Genomic DNA, 17,999 nt, shown 5'->3' with positions numbered 1-17,999 from the left:
TACATCCGCGAATTTACTTGTGCACGAGAAAAAATGGAAGGCGAATGAACTTTCCGGCCGGAAAAAGGTACTTACTGAAAGCGAGTTGAAAGGAGGCTGAAAGCCAGCCGCAAGATTGGCGGGTTTTTGCGGCACTGCAATATCGCAATTCATAAATTGCTTCAATACACTGCGCCCAAGTCGAGCGTCATGCCACCCCCCCCCGGCGGGCACATCGGCACAGGGCCCGGCTGTGTGAAGGTTCGCACGGCCGGCTTCCATAACAAGGGATGGGCGCACATGCGAGCGCCCTACAGGAGATGAAATGAAGAAGAAGGTAATCGGCGGTATCGCTTTGGCTGTTTCGATGGTGTGCATGTCGGCGGCGTACGCCGAGTCGGCCGTGGCGGCGGGTCCGGTGCACTTGGCGATCTCGGGCGTGGGTGATGCCCAGTTCGAGTACGTCGACGCGGTCGACGCCGCGGTGCCCGCCCAGGACAAGCCAGGCCGCTTCCGGGTCAGCAACGTCAGTTCCGAGCTGGCCTTCCGCGCCTCGGTGGACCTGGGCGACGGCATGACCGGCCTGGTCAACTACACCACCGGCATTTCCGTCGACAATGCCAACGCCAATACCAGCGGCGGCATGTTCGGCAGCGCGAAGGACGTCTACGTCGGCATCGCGTTCGCCAACGTCGGTACCGTGAAGCTGGGCCGGATGACGGCGGCGGCGCGCTGGAACAGCGGCACCGCCGACTTCTCGCCGATGGGCGCGGGCCTGCAGGACGACCAGGGCATGCTGTCCGGCGCCAGCGGCCAGTCGGCCGTCGGTCCGCAGTTCAACGTCCGCTTCGACAACACGCTGGCGTTCGAATCGGCCAGTTTCGGCGGCCTGTCGGCGCGCGTCTATTACAGCACCAACGAAGGCAAGAGCGCCACGGGCACGGCCAACAGCCCGCACCTGAACGACGGCAGCTTCAGCCTCGGCCTGCAGTACGTCCACGGTCCGCTCGAACTGCGCGTGTCGGGAGAGCAGCGCAACGACAAGGGCACGCTGAACGGCACCACCGACCACAACACGCGCGACCGCGATTTCCGCTTCGGCATGCGCTACACCCTGCCGGACGGCACCATCATCGGGCTGGGCCACGACCGCATGCGCCTGTCCGACGCCGACGCCACCGGCACGGCCAAGAGCCTGCTGAGCAAGCATGGCACCGTCATTTCCGCCCGCCACGCCTTCGGCAAGCATGTCCTGTACGGCGGCTTCGGCGTGGGCAGCGACGTGCGCTGCGAGTACGGCAACGGCAGCGCCTGCAACGGCAACGACACGGGCGCCCGCAACGCGGTCATCGCGTACCAGTACGTGTTCAACAAACAGATGATGTTCGAAACCTTCGCCGCCATCGTCAAGAACGAGGCGCGCGGCCGTTACGACTTCGATTCCGGCGGCGTCGGCGTCGCCACCGGCGCGCAGTCGCGCGCCATCGGTGCCGGCCTGCGCTACGCCTTCTAAGCCATTCCGGCAATACTTAAACGGAGACAACATGAAACGATTTATCGCGGGGGCCCTCGCGGCTCCCCTGCTGGCGCTCGCCGCCGGCCCGGCCAGCGCGTCCGGCGGCACGCTGAACGTGATCTGCGGCGTGCAGGTCGAATGGTGCAGCCTGGTGCAGACCACGTTCTCGCGCGCCACCGGCATCAAGGTCAACATGGTGCAGAAGGGCGCCGGCGAAGCGCTGGCGCAGATCGCCGCCGAAAGCGCCAATCCGAAGACCGACGTGTGGTTCGGCGGCACCGGCGACCCGCACCTGCAGGCGGCCGAGAAAGGCCTGACCCTGGCCTACCAGTCCCCCAACATCAACCTGCTGCGCGACTGGGCGGTGGAGCAGGCCAAGGCAGCGAAGTACAGGACCGTCGGCATCTATTCCGGTCCCCTCGGTTTCGCCTACAACACCGAACTGATGGCCAAGAAAAAGCTGCCCGTCCCGATGTGCTGGGCCGACCTGATCCAGCCGCAGTACAAGGGGGAGGTGCAGATGGCCAATCCGAATTCCTCCGGCACCGCCTACATGGCGATCGCGACCCTCGTCCAGCTCACGGGCGAAGACAAGGCTTTCGAGTACCTGAAGAAGCTGCACCAGAACATCAGCCAGTACCCGAGGTCCGGTACGGGGCCGTTGAAGAACGTGTCGCATGGCGAGAACACGATTTCGATCAGCTTCGTGCACGACGTGCCGGGCGAAGTCATCCAGGGTTTCCCGGTGAAGAGCGTCACGCCATGCGAAGGGACCGGCTACGAAATCGGGTCGATGTCGATCGTCAAGGGCGCGCGCAACCTGGCCAACGCCAAGCGTTTCTATGACTGGGCGCTGACCGCGCAGGCGCAGGAACTCGGCGCCGCGGCCAAGCAGTTCCAGCTGCCGTCGAACAAGGCCGCCAAGGTCGATCCGCGCGTGCCGGATGTCAGCCACATCAAGCTGATCAGCTACGACTTCGAGAAATACGGCAAGGCGACCGAGCGCAAGCGCCTGCTCGATCGTTGGGAAAAAGAAGTCAACGGCGATTAGAACGAGGCGCCATCCATGGCGCGGTGCCGAGCCGGCACCGCGCCGCGTGCAACATCAGGCTCCGGCCTGGGACGGGAAGACAATCATGAAACAAAAAAACTGGTTCGGCGGTGTCCCGGAATGCTGGGCCTTGCTCGCCATCGCGGCTGCCGCGCTGCTGCCCTGGTACGGCGTGCCGGACGACTTCAACTGGCTGCGCGACTTCGGGACGGTTCTCCACGACGACACCGCGGCCAACGCCTGGATGCAGGCGGCCGCGTTCCAGCGTCCGTGGCTGTTCCTGCCCCTCATCGCGCCCTTCGTCGCGCTGGGCGGCCTGTTCCTCGGCGCGCGCCGCGCGCAGGCTTTCGTATTGCTGGGCAGCGCAGGCGTGGGGCTGGCCGGCATGCTGGGCGCCGGCTACGCGATCGGTCCGCAAGGCTGGGTGTGGCCTTCGCTGCAGGCGGGCGCGCTGGCGCTCCCGGTCGGCCAGTTCGGATTCGGCTGGGGCGCGACGATCATGCTGCTGTCCCTGCTGGTGCTGCTGGGGGTCGGACTGGCCCGCCTCGGCTATTTCCAGGGTAACGAATTCGTCGCCGGCGCCGTCGTCCTGTGCGCCGCCGCGCTGATCCTGTTCATCGCGGCGCCGGTTCTTAAGTCACTGAGCGCCGCCCTGTTCGACGATGCCGGGCAGGTCAGCGCGACCGAGGCCTGGGCGCGCCTGTCCAGTGCGCGCGTGTGGAGCCTGCGCTGCGTCACCGGGGAACAAAGCTGCGGCGTGGCGTGGAATACGCTGGGCCTGGCATTGGCCACCGCCACCGGCACCACGATCCTCGGCACCCTGCTGGCGCTGCTGACCGAGCGCGCGCTGGTGCGCGCCAAGCCGCTGGTGCGCGTGATGTCGATCCTTCCCATCGTGACGCCGCCGTTCGTGGTGGGCCTGGGGCTGATCCTGCTGTTCGGACGCGCCGGCCTCGTCAACGAGGCGCTGGAACAATTGTTTGGATTGGAGCCTTCGCGCTGGTTCTACAGCGCCAAAGGGGTGTGGCTGGCGCAGATGATCGCGTTCACGCCGATCTCGTACCTGATGATGCGCGGCGTCACGCAAGCCATCGCGCCCACGCTCGAGGAAGCGGCGCAGACCCTGCGCGCCCGGCCGATGTACGCCTTCATCACCATCACGCTGCCGCTGCTCGGCCCGGGCCTGGCCAACGCCTTCCTGGTCGGCTTCATCGAATCGATGAGCGACTTCGGCAATCCGATCGTCGTGGGCGGCCAGTTCGCCGTGCTGTCGACCGAGATCTTCTTCGCGATCGTCGGCGCGCAGATCGATCCGGGCCGCGCCGCGTCGCTAGCCCTGATCCTCAGCGGGTTCGCGCTCGCCGTCTTCGTCCTCCAGCGCAAGGCGCTCGGCAAGGGCAGCTATACCAGCATGTCGGGCAAGGGCGACAACGGCATCCCGCCCGTGCTGCCGGCGCCGGTGCGGCGCGTCGCCATGGGCGTGGCCGTGCCATGGCTCGGCTTCACCGCCATCATCTACCTGTTCGCGTTCGCCGGCGGTTTCGTCAAGCTGTGGGGGCGCGATTTCAGCCTGACGTTCCAGCACTTCCACACCGCGTTCGGGATCGACTGGCACGGCGGCATCACGCTGACCGGGGCGGCGTGGCAATCGCTGCTGACGACCGTGCGCCTGGCCGGCGCGGCGGCGCCCGTGACGGCCCTGTTCGGCCTGCTCGTCGCCTACCTGCTGGCCCGCGTCAAGTTCCGCGGACAAAACATCTTCGAGTTCGGCGCGCTGCTGGCCTTCGCGGTGCCGGGCACCGTGCTGGGCGTCGCCTACATCACGGCCTTCAACGTGCCGCCGTTCGAGCTGACGGGCACCGGCCTGATCATCATGGTGTGCTTCGTGTTCCGCAACCTGCCGGTCAGCATCCGCGCCGGCACGGCCGCGTTCAAGCAGATCGACAAGAGCCTCGACGAGGCATCGAGCATGCTGGGCGCGTCCACACCGACCACCCTGCGCCGCATCATTCTTCCCCTGTTGCGGCCGGCGCTGGTGACGTCGCTCGTGTATTCGTTCGTGCGCGGCATGACGACCGTATCGTCCGTGATCTTCCTGGTGAGCGCCGAAAACGAGCTGGCCACCACGTTCATCATCGGCCGCGTCGGCAACGGCGAGTACGGCGTGGCGCTGGCCTATTGCACGGTGCTGACGCTGATGATGCTCGCCGCCACCTGGGTCATCCAGTGGCTGGTCGGGGAGCGCTCGCTGGGACGCCGCAAGCGCCAGCAGGAGCAGCAGCAGGACAAGGTGCAGGCCGCGCCGGTGATCTCATAACGAACAACAACGAGGAGCAATCATGAAGCCCGGAATCGAATTCAAGAACATCACCAAGGCCTACACCAAGGACGGCGCCCTGGCGGTCAAAGGCATCAATTTTACGGTGCCCAAGGGGACCCTGACGACGTTGCTCGGGCCTTCGGGCTGCGGCAAGACCACGACCTTGCGCATGATCGCCGGACTGGAAAGCCCGAGCGGCGGCCAGATCCTGATCGACGGCGTCGACGTGACCACGCTGTCGGCGGCGGAGCGCAACGTCAGCCTGGTCTTCCAGAGCTACGCGCTGTTCCCGCACATGACTATTTTCGATAACGTCGCCTACGGCCTGAAGGTGGCCGGCGTGGACCGCGCGCGCACCAGAGAACGCGTCGACGCCGCGCTCGATACGGTGGGGTTGAAAGGCTTCGGCGCGCGCTGGCCGGGCGAGCTGTCCGGCGGGCAGCAGCAGCGCGTGGCGCTGGCGCGCGCCCTCGTGCTGGAGCCGGCCGTGCTGCTGTTCGACGAGCCGCTGTCCAACCTGGACGCGCGCCTGCGGCGCCAGATGCGCGACGAGATCCGCGCGTTGCAGCAGCGCCTGCAGCTGACCGTGGCGTACGTGACGCACGACCAGAGCGAAGCGCTGGCGGTGTCGGACCAGATCATCGTCATGCGCGACGGCCTGATCGCCCAGGCGGGCTCGCCGTCGGACTTGTACGAACGTCCCAACAGCGAGTTCGTGGCCGGCTTCATGGGCGAGGCCCTGCTGTTGCCGGCCAACGTGACCCATGGCGGCGACGTGCAGCTGGGGCCCTTGAGCTGGCGCGCGCCGGATGCCGTTCCGTCCGGACGCGCGCTCGTGGCCGTGCGACCCGAGGCGTGGATGGTGGGCGACGCCGGCCAGTACGGGCTCGCCGCCAGGGTGCTCAAGGCCACGTACCTCGGCGGGTTCTACGAGTACACCGTGGCCACCGACATCGGCGAACTGTTCGTCGTCTGTCCCCACGTCGACCGGTCGCGCAACGTGGCCGACGCGGTCAGCCTGGGCATGCACCAACGCGGCGTGTCGGTGCTGCGCGCGTGATGGTCCGCTGACATTCCGCCGGCACCGGGAGGGTATTCATGCGCGCAATCGTCAATCTTCATATCGGCGCGAGGCTGGCGCTGGGTTTCGGCCTCGTCCTGTTGTGCGCCGGCGCCATGCTCGGCGTCGGGCTTGGCAACATGGGCGTCCTGCAGAGCGATACCGAGCAAATCGTCGGCAGCCGCCTGGTCAGCCTGAACGGCGCGCTGCGGATGCGGCACGTGGGCGCGGAGATCGCGCTGAGCATGCGCCGGATCGCCGCGCCCACGGATGGCAAAGAGGGCAGCGACGCGGGCGCCGCGCTGGTGCGCCTGCTGGCCGACTACGACCGGGCCGAGCTGGCCCTGCAGCATGCGGCGATCGATGCGGCCGCCCTGGCCGAGGTGCGCCGGCGCAAGGAGGCGTTGATGCCGGTGGTGCGGACCATCCAGTCCACGGTCGCGGCGGGGAATATGTTCGACGCCGCCGTGATGCTGAAGACCGATTTCGGCCCCAGGTACGCCGACTGGATCCGCGCGCTCGACACGCTGGCCGCCGCCGAGCAGGGCGCCATGGCGCAAACGCGCGACCACTCGCGCACGCGCTACCGGACGGCGCAGATCCACATGCTCGGCGCCGGCCTGGCGATGCTGTTTCTCGGCGCCCTGTGCGCGGTGTACATCACGCGGTCGATCACGACGCCTCTGCGGCATGCGGCGCGTATCGCCGACACCATCGCCGGCGGCGATCTCGACGTGGCGATCGACATCGGCGGCAGGGACGAGGCCGGCCAGTTGATGCGGGCGCTGAAGCTCATGCAACACAATCTGTCCACGGCGATCGCGCAGATCACCGAGGGCAGCGAGCACGTGCTCGTGGCGTCGCGCGACATCGCCGCGGGCAACCTGAACCTGTCGGCGCGCACCGAACAGCAGACGGGCACGCTCCGGCAGACGACGGCCGCCATGGCGCGCCTGGAGGACACGGTCGGGGGCAACGCCGAGAATGCGCGGCAGGCGCGGGAATTGAGCACGGCCGCGTACGCCGACGCGATGCGCGGCAGCGAGGTGGCCGCACGCGTGTCGGACACGATGGGGGCGATCAAGTCGAGCTCGGACAAGATCGTCGACATCATCGTGGTGATCAATTCGATCGCTTTCCAGACCAATATCCTGGCCCTCAACGCGGCGGTCGAGGCGGCCCGCGCGGGCGAGGCCGGCCGCGGTTTCGCCGTGGTCGCGGCGGAAGTCCGCGAACTGGCGCAGCGTTCGGCCGCGGCGGCGCGGCAGATCGATACGCTGCTGCGCGATTCGGCGGCCCAGGTCGACGCCGGCCATGCGCTGGTCGGCGAGGCCTCCGTGACCATGAACCAGATCGTGAAGGCGGTACGGCGCGTCGCCGAACTGGTCAGCCTGATTTCCACGGCCAGCGCCGAGCAGGGCGCCAGCATCGGCGGGATCAGCGTCGCGATCGGCCGAATGAACGGGATGACGGCGCAGAACGCGGCGCTCGTCGGGGAGGCCGCAGCAGCTGCGGAAAGTTTGCGCAAACAATCGGCCCGGCTGGTCGACGCAGTGGCCCGCTTTCACATGACCGGCGCGAGCGGAACGCAGGCGCCGCCACAACGCCGGATTGTGTCACGGCGACCGGATGCGGATATGGTTGATTATCCTGTCGCGGAATAAAAACCGGTATCGGCGAATAGTATGCGATTTGCCGATCGACAAAAAAAGATGTCAACATTATCTCGCGGAAGATGACGAATTTATATCCTCTGATATTTAAAAGTATATATAAAAACAAATTATGGGGAGGGCGGAAGCTATTCAGTCATCTAGACAAGGACATTCCGCTTCGGACGCGTTGTGGCGAGTCCTGGGAACTCAGTGGATTGCCGTCGGACGATTCGGTGGTGAAAAATGGGGCATTGGCCGGGATTTCGCTCTCGTGTTTGCTGAAGGACTATCAGGAAATCCTTGTCGGGAAATCCTTATATACGCGCTTTGGTAATCGTTTTCCCCTGCTCGTCAAATTCATCGATGCCGAAGACGATTTATCGATCCAGGTGCATCCCGACGATGTACCGGCCGGGATAAACTACGATTCGCCGGGAAAAACGGAAATGTGGTACGTGATCCAGGCCGATCCCGGCGCGACGCTGATTGCCGGTTTCAGCCGCCCGGTCAGCGCGGCAATGTGCCGGGAAAGGTTCCAGGCCGGGCAGGTCGACGACATCCTGAACCGCCACGCGGTCGCGGCGGGCGACGTGTTCTTCCTGCCCGCCGGCAGGGTCCACGCCATAGGGAAGGGCGTCCTGATCGCCGAGATCCAGCAGGCGTCCGACGTGACCTACCGGATCCACGACTACGACCGCATCGACGCGAACGGCAGCCGGCGCGCGCTGGACATGGACAATGCCATCGCCGCGCTGGACCTCGGTGTCGATCAGGACTGCAAAATCCCGTATCAGGCGATTCCGAATGCGCCGACCCCTCTCGTGCAGTGCCGGCATTTCACGACCAATCTATTGACGTGTTTCGAAACGGTCGTGCGGAATTACGTGTTCGATTCCTTCGTCATCCATGTTTGCGTGCACGGATCCTATGCGATCGATTATGGCAGGGGGCGTCTGGAGGTGCGTAGGGGCGATTGCGTGTTAATCCCGGCGGCAATTGAATCCGTCAATTTGGAAACCGAATCCGGATTCACGGTTCTGGAGTGCTTTATCGTTTAAATAATCGCCGTTTCCCTCTTTTTTGGTCGTTCTCGACCATGTCCATTATTATCGCTCTTGCCGGCGAGGTGCCCCTGTTTGCTAAACAAACTTCGTGCTGTGGTTGGCAGGCGTCATTCGTTAAAAAGTACTGACGTATATCAAAAATTCTTGTGATTTTTTATCTGCTCGGGGTAGACTACGCATCGAATTAAATTGTTTCATCGTCGAACGTTTCTTGTTTTCGACATCGCTAATACCTTGTCGATGGCGGAGTGGATTCCGGCGAATGGCGAGCCGGTCGAATCCCGCACGGCGTTATTGCCGGCGCGGCGTGGATCGGCGTTTTGGTGGTAACAAAATGGTAATGGGTAGGCCTATGTTTAGCGCTAACATTTTCTACTCCGTGCTCAGGACGGCCTCATTGCGGCGAACGGCGCATGGGGCGCCACCGAAGGGGACTGCATGAGAGTTTTGCGACACGGGACGCTGGCGCTGGTCGCGGCGACCACGGTGGCGGCGTCGTTCTGGACGCCGGCGGCGTGTGCCGCGGTGCCGGCGGGATGGACGAACCACGGCTTCACGCTCGATACCGCTGGCATGCCGCTGCACGAGGTGCTGGACCGGTTCGCCCGGGAGTACGGCGTGGAGGTCGTGTCCGACGTGCCGGACCGGGCGGTGAAACGGGAAACCTTGCGCGCCGCCGGCGGCGGCGGCCTGCTGGAGCGGCTGGCGCAGGCGTATCGCTTCCGCTGGTTCGTGTACGGCGACACGCTGCACGTGGTCCCGCGCGAAGACAATGTGTCGATGCGCCTCGACCTCGGCGCGAACGGCGTGCGGGATGCCAAGGGCGTGCTGGCCGGCGTGGGCCTGTTCGACAGCCGCTTCGGGTGGGTGGAGCTGCCGCGCGAAGGCGCCGTCATCGTCAGCGGGCCGCGCGAATACGTCCGCCTGGCGCGCGAGGTCCTGTTGCCGGCCCGGCCCGGAGACGCCGCGGACGACATGCAACCGATGGTCTTCCGCCTGAAATACGCCGGCGCGACCGACCGCGTGATCGCCGCCCGCGGCAAGACGGAAACCATCCCGGGAATGAAGACGATCCTGTCGAACCTGCTGGTTGGGCAGCCATCCCAGGGCGGGAACGCCGGCCGTCCGCGCATCGATGCCGATCCTTCGCTGAACGCCATCATCATCCACGACTCGGCCGGCAGGCGCGCCATGTACCAGGCACTCATCGAGCAGCTCGACGTGCTGCCCCGCCAGATCGAAATCGATGCGCTGATCGTCGATGTCGACCGCGCCAAATTGCCCGGGCTGGTTTCCGGCGCGGCGCCGGCCGGACCCGGGGCGACATTGCTGGTCAACGACGCCGCCGGCCTGCTCGCCAGGCTGAAAGGCCTGGAAGCCAGCGGCGATGCGCGCATCGTGGCGACGCCAGGCGCGCTGACGCTGAATAACGTGGCCGCCGTGCTGGACCTGCGCCAGTCCCGGTATATCCCGCTGGTCGGCGAGCGGGTCGCCGACGTGGCCGAGGTGAGCGCGGGGACGCTGCTGCGGGTCGTTCCGCGCATCGTGGACGACGGCGCCGCCCGGGTGCGGCTGGACGTCGACATCGAGGACGGCAACCTGGGCAGCGGCGCCGACGCGCAGGTGACCCGCTCGACCCTCAGTGCGCTGGCCATCGTCGATTTGCAGCAGATGCTGATGATCGGCGGTTACGGGACGGAGGCGATGTCCGGCCACAAGGACGCGGCGGGTGCGCGGCGCGAGCGCCTGTACCTGATCACGCCGCGCCTGGCCGGCGGCGGCATGCCGGCGCAGGCCGCCGCCGAACCGGCCGTGGCGCCGCAACCGCAACCGCAACCGCAACCGCAACCGCAACCGCAGTCGCCCGCGCCGGCGGCATCGGTGCCGGCACCGGTCGCAACCGCCGTCGTGCCGGTGCGTGCCGCGCCCGCCGCGCCGGCCGCGCCCCCGCCGGAGCCGACCTGGGCGGTGCTGCAAAGCGATAAGACCCTGAACGGCACCCTGCAACGGTGGGCCGCCGGCGCCGGCTGGCAACTGATGTGGGAGCTGCCCGTCGATTACGCCGTCGCGGTGCGCACCGAACTGCACGGTTCCTTTGCCGACGCCGTCGGCATGGTCGTGAAGAGCATGGAGGGCGCGGACATACCGATGAAGGCGATTTTCTACGACGGCAACAAGGTGCTGCGGATCGTTGCGAAAGGAAGCGAACCATGATGACCACGCGCTTGCGTGCGGTAGTGCCCCTGCTCCTGCTGTCGGCATGCGGCGGCATGTCGGCCAGGCTGGACAAGAAGATCGACGACACCGGCGGCCAGGTGGCCAACCTGGTCAGGGACACCGGCCATACCGCGAACGGCATCGTGGCGAGGACGCCGTCGCCGGTCAGTCACGAATCCGGCATCTGGCTGGGCAAGGACGTCGTCAAGCTGGCGCAACCCGCGTTGCCGAAGATTTTTTACGAGAACGCGGTGTTCGACAAGACGGTCGCGTCGCTGCCCGAACTGGCGGAACGGATCGGCGTGCGTACCGGGCTGCCGGTGAAAGTGACGCCCGATGCGCTGGAGGTGGCCGCGACCATGTACGGTGCGGCATCGTCCCCGGGTCATGCCGTGCCCCTGCCGCCGGGAGGCGCGGGCGGCGTGCCGCCGGCCCCGTCGGGCGCGCGCGGTGCCGGGGTCCGCATCTACTACGCGAACGGCAACCTGCGCGGCCTGCTCGACACGGCGGCGGCGCGCTTCGGCGTGTCGTGGAAATATGCCGACGGCGCGATCCGGTTCTTCCATACCGAATCGCGCACCTTCCAGATCAACACGCTGCCCGGCGATTCGACGTTCAACGCCAGCGTCACCAGTGGCGCCACGTCGAACCCGGGCTCGAGCGCCGGGGGCGGTGCCGCGGGGGCGGGCGGCGGCGCCGGAACGACGAACGGCGTCACCGCCAACAACAGCCAGAACACGGCGGTGGCGTCCAAGCTGTCGGTCTATGGCAGCATCGAAAGCGTGATCAAGGCCATGTTGTCGAGCTATGGCAAGGTCGTCATCTCGCCCGCGACCGGGTCGATCACGGTGGTCGACACGCCCGACTCGCTCGACCGGGTGGCCGCGTACATCGACAACGAGAACAAGACCCTCGAACGCCAGGTGGTCATCAACGTCACCGTCCTGTCGGTCAGCCTGAACGACAGCGACGACTACGGCATCAACTGGAATCTCGTGTACACCACCCTGCGTCAGAAGTACGGGCTGACCAGCGCGGTGCCGGCCACGCTGGACGCGACCCGCTTCTCGGCCGGCATCGTGGGCGATTCGCGCTTCGCGGGCAGCACGGCGATCATCGACGCCCTGTCGAAGCAGGGCAAGGTGCGGCGCCAGACCACCGCGTCGGTGATCACCTTGAACAACCAGGTGGTGCCGCTTCAGGTGGCGAAGCAGACCTCTTACCTGCAGCAGTCGCAGACGACGGTGGTGCCCCAGGTCGGCACCACCACGACGCTGATTCCGGGAACCGTCACGTCGGGTTTCAACATGAGCATCCTGCCGCACGTGCTGGCCAACGGCACGGTGCTGCTGCAGTTCTCGACCGACATCTCGGCCCTGAACACCATCCGCGAAGTGCAGAGCGGCACCAGCAAGATCGAAACGCCGGAGATCGATACCCGCAACTTCCTGCAGCGCGTGGCGATGAAATCGAACGAGACGCTGATCATCAGCGGGTTCGAGCAGACGGACGACAACCTCGACCGCCAGGGCGTGGGCAGCGCACGCAACGTCGCGCTCGGCGGCGGCGTCAAGGCGGCCAGCGCCAAGGAATCCATCGTCATCCTGATCACGCCCACCACGGTTGGCCCCTGACGCGAAGCGATCCGGCATCATGGCCATCCACATCATCCAGATCGACAAGCACCGGTTCGTGTGCGGCCTGTTCTGGCAGTCGCTGTCGCGGCCGCGCGAACTGGCCAGGGAGGCGCGCGAACTGGGCGCGAAGATCGAATCCGACCTGTACGTGCTGCGCACCGACCAGTCGACCGCGCAGGCCGGCTTCGGCCAGAGCGCGGACGGGGCGCGCCGCGGCATGTTCTCGCTGGGCGCGATCATCTCGAAGACGCTGGCGCTCGAGGGCGCGTACTACGACGGCGACAAGCAGCGGGTCCACAACTGGCTCGCCGCGCTCAGGCTGCCCGACGGCATGTGGGCCTATTTCGCGGCGCGCGATGCGAACTTCCTCCCCAACGGCGATTTCGCCGGCACCCGCGAGGAAGTCATGGAGCGCCTGCATGGCGACTACGGCCTGGGCGGCTGGAACGTCGTCCTCGGCGATGCGGAACTGGCCGACTACGGCTTCCACAATTTCGAGGCGCGCACCGTCGAAAGCTTCATCCCGCACCGCAAGGACGGGCGCATCCGCGCGCACCGCTGGTGGGGCCTGCAACCGGTGCGCACCCGGCGCAACCACTGGCCGTGGCTCGCGGCGGCCCTCGTCGTGCTGGCGCTCGCCGGGGGCTGGGGCTATCTGCAGCGCGTGCGGCGCCAACAGGCCGAGCAACTGGCCGAGGAGGCGCATCGCGCCGAGCGCATGCACGTGCTGCAGCGCGCGGCGCCGTCGGTGCAGCCGCCGCCGTGGGGCGGCAAGCCCAGGCCGGCGAGCCTGGCAAAAGCCTGCGTGGACAAGCTGGGCTTCCTGGCCGCCGGGGGCTGGCTGCTCGACGAGTATGTCTGCACTGGCGACAAGGTCAGTTATGCGTGGTCGCGCCACGGTTCCACGCTGGCGCTGCTGCGCGCCGAGGTGCCGGACGCCGTGTTCGACCTGAACGGCGAGAAGGCCAGCCTGGTCGTGCCGCTCCGGCTCGAACGGGATGCGCCCGAGGCGCTGCTCGACCGCAAGGCATTGATGGAACCAATCATCTCCGATATGCAACACATTGGCATCGGTTTCAGGATCGCCAGCCTGGCGCCGCCCGCGGCGGCGGCGCGAACGCCGGTGCCGCAGTGGCAGGCGTATTCGTTCAGCTGCGACAGCCGGGCGCTGGCGCCGACGGCGGTGGCGGGGTTGCTCGACCGGCCCGGCGTGCGTATCGACCGGATCGCTTACCGGACAGGTCAATGGTCAATCGAAGGAGTCATGTATGTCAAATAAGTCCCTCTGGTGTACGGTGCTCGTATCGATGCTCGGCTGCGCGCACGCCTACGCCGATCCCACCGCCGAAAAGCTGAGCCGGATCGAAGGCGAGACGCTGCTGCTGAAGGCGCGCGAACGCCAGCTGGACGTACAGGGCAGCATCCTCATGAAGCAGAACCAGATCGCCGCGATCCAGGCGGCCACCAGCGCGTTCGCGCATGCGCCCGGCGCGGGCGATCCGCAGGTACGCAGCGTGGAGGGGATCGGGCGCGCAGTCTTCGCGACGCTGCAGCTGGGCGACGGCGCCGTCATCGAGGTGCAGCCCGGCGACATGCTGCCGAAAGGGATGCAGGTGGTGTCGATCGCGCCGGGCAACGTCGTCGTCAGGAAGGGCAGGCGGCGGGTCCGCCTCGCGCAGGCGGCGCCCCAGCCGCAATCCGGTCCCACGCTGCCGCCGGTCGCCGCCATTCCCGGTCCGCCGCCCGGCATGCCCACGGGAGCAGTGCGATGAACCTGCTCGCGTTGGACCGGCCGGAACAGCGCGCCACCGGGCGCAACGAGCAGCAGGCCGGTGCCGGCGACGTCGGCACGGCCGTCGTCCTGAGCAGCGCGGGCACGTTCGAGGCCAGCGCTGAGGAGCGCAAACTGCTCTGCCTGCTGAGCGACGGGCGCCTGCTCGTCGCCGAAGGGCAGAGCCTGAACCGCCACGTGCTGTCGTATATCGGGCGGCTGGAAAAGATGCGCCGGCCGTTCCAGGTGACGTACACCCGCATCGAGGTCATCGCCCGCGCCTACCAGAGCGGCGGCGCGGGCGCGCAGCCCCAGCACGAGCACTCGCTCATGCAGGTGACGGCCAAGGACCTGCTCAACCGGGCCTGCCTCGCGCGTGCGTCCGACATCCATATCCGCGTCCGCAAGGATTGCACCGAAACCTGGTTCCGCATTCATAACGACCTGGTGGCGATCGGCGTCCAGACGCGCGAATATGGCGAGCGCCTGCTGGCGACGCTGTATGGCGCGATGACCTCCGTGTCCGACAATTCGTACAAGCCCATGGAGCGCCAGGACGCGGCGATTTCCGACCGCGACAAGCTGCCGCCCAGGCTGTACGGCGTGCGCATCGCCACCGCGCCCACCAGCGAAGGCGCCGTCATGGTGCTGCGCCTGCTGTACAACGACGCCGGCGACAACGTCGACCTGCGCCCGCTCGGCTTCAGCGACATCCACGCCGGCCAGCTCCAGCAGATCAAGGAACAGCCGGTCGGGATGAACATCATCAGCGGTCCCACCGGATCGGGCAAGTCGACGACCCTGCAGCGCATCCTGACCGGCGAAATCATCGAGGCGGGCGGCAAGCTGCACGTGCTGACCGTCGAAGACCCCGTGGAATACCCGATCGAGGGCGCGGTGCAGACGGCCGTGACCAATGCGTGCACGGAAGCGGACCGCGTGCGCCAGTTCTCGGCCGCGATCTCGAATGCGATGCGGCTCGATCCCGACGTCATCATGATCGGCGAGATCCGCGATGCCGCATCGGCGCAGAACGCCCTGCGCGCGTCGATGACGGGCCACCAGGTGTGGACGACGGTGCACGCCAACAGCGCGCTGGCGATCGTCGACCGCCTGGTCGATCTCGGCCTGCCGTTGAGCCTGGTCGCGGACCACACGATCATCACGAGCCTGATCAGCCAGCGCCTCGTCAAGGTGTTGTGCCCTCACTGCAGCCAGCTGCTGGTGGACATGCCGGACGCGTTGCCGCCGGCGATGTACGCCCGTGTCCGGCAAGCGGTCGGCGGCGCGTTGCCGCGGGTGCGCGTGACCGGCGGCGGCTGCGAGCATTGCGCCATGCATGGCACGGTGGGGCGGTCGGTGCTGGCGGAAGTCATCGTGCCGGACGATCAGTTCTTCAAATTCATCCGGGCCGGCGACAAATGCGCGGCGGTCGCGTACTGGCTCGAGCACCTGGACGGGCGCACGATGCTGGGCCATGCGATCGACAAGATCGCGGCCGGACAGATCGATCCGCGCATGGCGGAAAAAGTGGTCGGCCACCTCGTGGGACCGGCGAGCCGGCTGGAGGCGATCCATGCGGTTTGACGTCACGCGCGCCTGGGCGAAGACCCAGTTCCCGGCATCGGCGCGCGTGCGCCTGTATCGCAAGATCGCCAAGATGCTCACCAACGGGCTGCCGTTGCTGCGCATCCTGGAAGTCTTGCGCGAACGCGCGTCGGACAATGGGCGCAAGCCGCAGGAACCGCTGGCGATCGTGCTCGACGATTGCCGCAGGCAGGTGCAGAACGGCAGGATGTTGTCGGAAAGCCTGGAAGGCTGGGCGCCCCGGACCGAGCGCATGATCCTGCTGGCCGGCGAACAGTCCGGCAACGTCGAGACCGCGCTGCTGGCCGTCGTCGACGTGGTGCAGGCGCAGCAGCGCATCAAGGCGGTCATCGTCGGCGGGCTCGTCTACCCAAGCTCGCTCCTGGCGCTGATCCTCGCCTACGTCTACCTGTTTGGCACCCGGGTGATTCCCGAGTTCACCCGCATCACCGACCCCACGACGTGGCATGGCGCGGCCCGGTCGCTGTATCTGATGTCCGAGGTGGTCCGGCACTGGATGTTCGCCATCGTCGGCGTGCTGCTGCTCGTCGTGGGCGGCATCGCCGCGGCGCTGCCGCGCTGGCGCGGCAACCTGCGCGTGTTCGCCGACCGCTTCGCGCCGTTCTCGATCTACCGGCTGGTCGTGGGCAGCGGCTTCCTGCTGGCGTTCTCGGCCTTGCAGACGGCCGGCGTCACGGTCGAGAAGTCGCTCAGCCGCCTGTCCGACATGGCCGACCCCTGGCTGCGCGAACGCCTCGACGGCGCGCTGCTGGGCGTGCGCTCCGGCCTCAACTGCGGTGAGGCCATGCGCAACGCCGGCTACGGCTTCCCGTCGGCGGAAGTGATCGACGACCTGTGCGTGTACGCCGAGTTCCGTGGATTCGGCGAGGCGCTCAAGGTGCTCGCCGACGAATGGCGGGAGGAGGGTATCGAGCAGATTTCCAATCAGATGAAGATCCTGAACGGCGTCGCCATCCTCGTGATGGCCGCCGTGATCGGCTGGCTGGTGACGGGCTTTTTTGGCATCCAGCACGAACTCGCAACGATGACACGCGCAGTACATTAAATCCAACAAAGGAGATACGACATGCCTGCTACCTTGCCCCAACGCCGTGCCCGCCTCGCCAGCCTGCATCGCCAGCGCGGCGCCTCGCTGCTGGAAGCCATCGCCTACCTGGGCGTCGCCGCCCTCGTCGTGCTGGCCGCGGTATCGCTGCTGCAGAACGCGTTCGGCAGTGCGCGGTCGAACCAGACCACGGAAGAGATCACGGGCCTGCGCACCAATGTGCGCAAGATGTATGCGGGGCAGTCCTATGACGATGCCACCATGCTGGCCAACATGGTCACGGCGAAGGCCATCCCCGGCACGCTGACGGTCGACGCCAACAATGCCATTAAAAACACGTGGGGCGGCGCGGTAACGATAGCGAAGGTGGACGCGGGAACCTTCAAGATCACCTATGCGTCGGTGCCGCAGGATGTGTGCATGAACATCGTCAGCGGTGCGACCGGCTGGACCCAGATTGACGACGGCGCCGGAAACAATCCGATCACCGTGTTTCCCGCCGCCGCGGCCAGCGCCGCGAAGCTGTGCGCTGCGGCGACGAATACGGTCGCGTTCATTGCGGACTGAGCTGATTAAATGTGGGCTGTCCTGATCGTGGTCTTCGTGGCCGCGCTCGGTGGCTGGTACGGCTGGCCGGCCGAACGCGGACGCGAGGCCGTGGTCCGGCAGCAGGCCAGCGAGGATGCCGGGAGCATGGGGATCTACCGGGAAGCGGTGATGGCCTGGTTCAAGGCGAACGACGTCACCGATACCAGCGTGAGCCTGGCCGACCTGAAGCTGGCGGGCGTTCTGCCGGCGTGGTCGAAGCTGGCGACCGCTCCCACGGCGGCCTGGATGAATTACCGCGACGGCGCGGGCCGGATCTACATCTTCCCCGCCGCGGCGGGCACGCGGCCGATCGTCGCGGAACTGCTGGCGCTGTCGCGCAACTCACTCAACGTCGGCATCTACCGTGCGGCCGACCACACCCTGGCGTCGCCGGTGGACGGGACGCGCATCGCGCTGCCGCCGCTTGGCGATGCCGTGATCCCGGACGGCGCGCCGGTGTGGCTGGCGCATTGCGATTGAGGAACGAA

The 17,999-nt window shown here is 66.8% G+C and carries 14 protein-coding genes; all 14 read left to right on the top strand.

Annotated elements, in window-relative coordinates; translation table 11 throughout:
- The first annotated feature begins 304 nt into the window (after positions 1 to 304).
- Entirely contained in the window at positions 305 to 1,492 is a 1,188-nt protein-coding gene (locus ACEN9Q_RS16540; RefSeq protein ID WP_495625336.1) for a porin, read from the top strand.
- A 31-nt stretch (positions 1,493 to 1,523) separates the two neighbouring features.
- Positions 1,524 to 2,546 carry an ABC transporter substrate-binding protein gene (locus ACEN9Q_RS16535; RefSeq protein WP_056442223.1) on the top strand — a complete coding sequence of 341 codons (1,023 nt, stop codon included), beginning with the start codon at positions 1,524 to 1,526 and terminating at the stop codon, positions 2,544 to 2,546.
- A gap of 85 nt (positions 2,547 to 2,631) precedes the next feature.
- Positions 2,632 to 4,863 (top strand): ABC transporter permease, encoded by a 2,232-nt coding sequence (locus tag ACEN9Q_RS16530; RefSeq protein ID WP_495625335.1) that lies wholly within the window; start codon positions 2,632 to 2,634, stop codon positions 4,861 to 4,863.
- Between the two features lie 22 nt (positions 4,864 to 4,885).
- Positions 4,886 to 5,926, top strand: coding sequence for an ABC transporter ATP-binding protein (locus tag ACEN9Q_RS16525; protein ID WP_495625334.1), 1,041 nt, complete (start codon positions 4,886 to 4,888; stop codon positions 5,924 to 5,926).
- A 38-nt stretch (positions 5,927 to 5,964) separates the two neighbouring features.
- Positions 5,965 to 7,590 carry a methyl-accepting chemotaxis protein gene (locus ACEN9Q_RS16520; RefSeq protein ID WP_495625333.1) on the top strand — a complete coding sequence of 542 codons (1,626 nt, stop codon included), beginning with the start codon at positions 5,965 to 5,967 and terminating at the stop codon, positions 7,588 to 7,590.
- Between the two features lie 71 nt (positions 7,591 to 7,661).
- Positions 7,662 to 8,639 carry a type I phosphomannose isomerase catalytic subunit gene (locus ACEN9Q_RS16515; protein WP_495625332.1) on the top strand — a complete coding sequence of 326 codons (978 nt, stop codon included), beginning with the start codon at positions 7,662 to 7,664 and terminating at the stop codon, positions 8,637 to 8,639.
- Positions 8,640 to 9,083: 444 nt separating this feature from the next.
- Positions 9,084 to 10,859 carry a type III secretion system outer membrane ring subunit SctC gene (gene sctC / locus ACEN9Q_RS16510; RefSeq protein WP_495625331.1) on the top strand — a complete coding sequence of 592 codons (1,776 nt, stop codon included), beginning with the start codon at positions 9,084 to 9,086 and terminating at the stop codon, positions 10,857 to 10,859.
- A complete protein-coding gene (gene pilN / locus ACEN9Q_RS16505) occupies positions 10,859 to 12,496 on the top strand; it encodes a PilN family type IVB pilus formation outer membrane protein (protein WP_056442306.1) in 1,638 nt (545 codons plus the stop codon). Before sctC ends, pilN begins: the two co-directional genes overlap by 1 nt.
- Before the next feature lie 19 nt (positions 12,497 to 12,515).
- Complete coding sequence (gene pilO2 / locus ACEN9Q_RS16500) at positions 12,516 to 13,778, top strand: type 4b pilus protein PilO2 (RefSeq protein WP_495625330.1); 1,263 nt, start codon at positions 12,516 to 12,518, stop codon at positions 13,776 to 13,778.
- A complete protein-coding gene (gene pilP / locus ACEN9Q_RS16495; protein ID WP_495625329.1) occupies positions 13,768 to 14,271 on the top strand; it encodes a type IV pilus biogenesis protein PilP in 504 nt (167 codons plus the stop codon). Before pilO2 ends, pilP begins: the two co-directional genes overlap by 11 nt.
- The gene (locus ACEN9Q_RS16490; RefSeq protein ID WP_056442244.1) at positions 14,268 to 15,857 is read left to right on the top strand and encodes a GspE/PulE family protein; all 1,590 of its coding nucleotides are present in this window, start codon (positions 14,268 to 14,270) and stop codon (positions 15,855 to 15,857) included. Before pilP ends, ACEN9Q_RS16490 begins: the two co-directional genes overlap by 4 nt.
- Positions 15,847 to 16,923, top strand: coding sequence for a type II secretion system F family protein (locus ACEN9Q_RS16485; RefSeq protein WP_495625328.1), 1,077 nt, complete (start codon positions 15,847 to 15,849; stop codon positions 16,921 to 16,923). Before ACEN9Q_RS16490 ends, ACEN9Q_RS16485 begins: the two co-directional genes overlap by 11 nt.
- Positions 16,924 to 16,944: 21 nt before the next feature.
- Positions 16,945 to 17,490: a type 4 pilus major pilin gene (locus tag ACEN9Q_RS16480; protein ID WP_495625327.1), complete on the top strand. Its 546-nt coding sequence runs from the start codon at positions 16,945 to 16,947 to the stop codon at positions 17,488 to 17,490.
- A 9-nt stretch (positions 17,491 to 17,499) separates the two neighbouring features.
- Positions 17,500 to 17,991 carry a type IV pilus biogenesis protein PilM gene (gene pilM, locus ACEN9Q_RS16475; RefSeq protein ID WP_495625326.1) on the top strand — a complete coding sequence of 164 codons (492 nt, stop codon included), beginning with the start codon at positions 17,500 to 17,502 and terminating at the stop codon, positions 17,989 to 17,991.
- Positions 17,992 to 17,999: the final 8 nt, after the last annotated feature.

It is taken from the genome of Massilia sp. Masssp93 (assembly GCF_059491295.1).
This window is presented reverse-complemented; position numbering and strand designations above follow the sequence as displayed.

Excerpts from the sequence above, each read along its gene's own strand:
- ACEN9Q_RS16540 (WP_495625336.1), top strand. The coding sequence starts at position 305 with ATGAAGAAGAAGGTAATCGGCGGTATCGCTTTGGCTGTTTCGATGGTG.
- ACEN9Q_RS16535 (WP_056442223.1), top strand. The coding sequence starts at position 1,524 with ATGAAACGATTTATCGCGGGGGCCCTCGCGGCTCCCCTGCTGGCGCTC.
- ACEN9Q_RS16530 (WP_495625335.1), top strand. The coding sequence starts at position 2,632 with ATGAAACAAAAAAACTGGTTCGGCGGTGTCCCGGAATGCTGGGCCTTG.
- ACEN9Q_RS16525 (WP_495625334.1), top strand. The coding sequence starts at position 4,886 with ATGAAGCCCGGAATCGAATTCAAGAACATCACCAAGGCCTACACCAAG.
- ACEN9Q_RS16520 (WP_495625333.1), top strand. The coding sequence starts at position 5,965 with ATGCGCGCAATCGTCAATCTTCATATCGGCGCGAGGCTGGCGCTGGGT.
- ACEN9Q_RS16515 (WP_495625332.1), top strand. The coding sequence starts at position 7,662 with ATGACGAATTTATATCCTCTGATATTTAAAAGTATATATAAAAACAAA.
- sctC (WP_495625331.1), top strand. The coding sequence starts at position 9,084 with ATGAGAGTTTTGCGACACGGGACGCTGGCGCTGGTCGCGGCGACCACG.
- pilN (WP_056442306.1), top strand. The coding sequence starts at position 10,859 with ATGACCACGCGCTTGCGTGCGGTAGTGCCCCTGCTCCTGCTGTCGGCA.
- pilO2 (WP_495625330.1), top strand. The coding sequence starts at position 12,516 with ATGGCCATCCACATCATCCAGATCGACAAGCACCGGTTCGTGTGCGGC.
- pilP (WP_495625329.1), top strand. The coding sequence starts at position 13,768 with ATGTCAAATAAGTCCCTCTGGTGTACGGTGCTCGTATCGATGCTCGGC.
- ACEN9Q_RS16490 (WP_056442244.1), top strand. The coding sequence starts at position 14,268 with ATGAACCTGCTCGCGTTGGACCGGCCGGAACAGCGCGCCACCGGGCGC.
- ACEN9Q_RS16485 (WP_495625328.1), top strand. The coding sequence starts at position 15,847 with ATGCGGTTTGACGTCACGCGCGCCTGGGCGAAGACCCAGTTCCCGGCA.
- ACEN9Q_RS16480 (WP_495625327.1), top strand. The coding sequence starts at position 16,945 with ATGCCTGCTACCTTGCCCCAACGCCGTGCCCGCCTCGCCAGCCTGCAT.
- pilM (WP_495625326.1), top strand. The coding sequence starts at position 17,500 with ATGTGGGCTGTCCTGATCGTGGTCTTCGTGGCCGCGCTCGGTGGCTGG.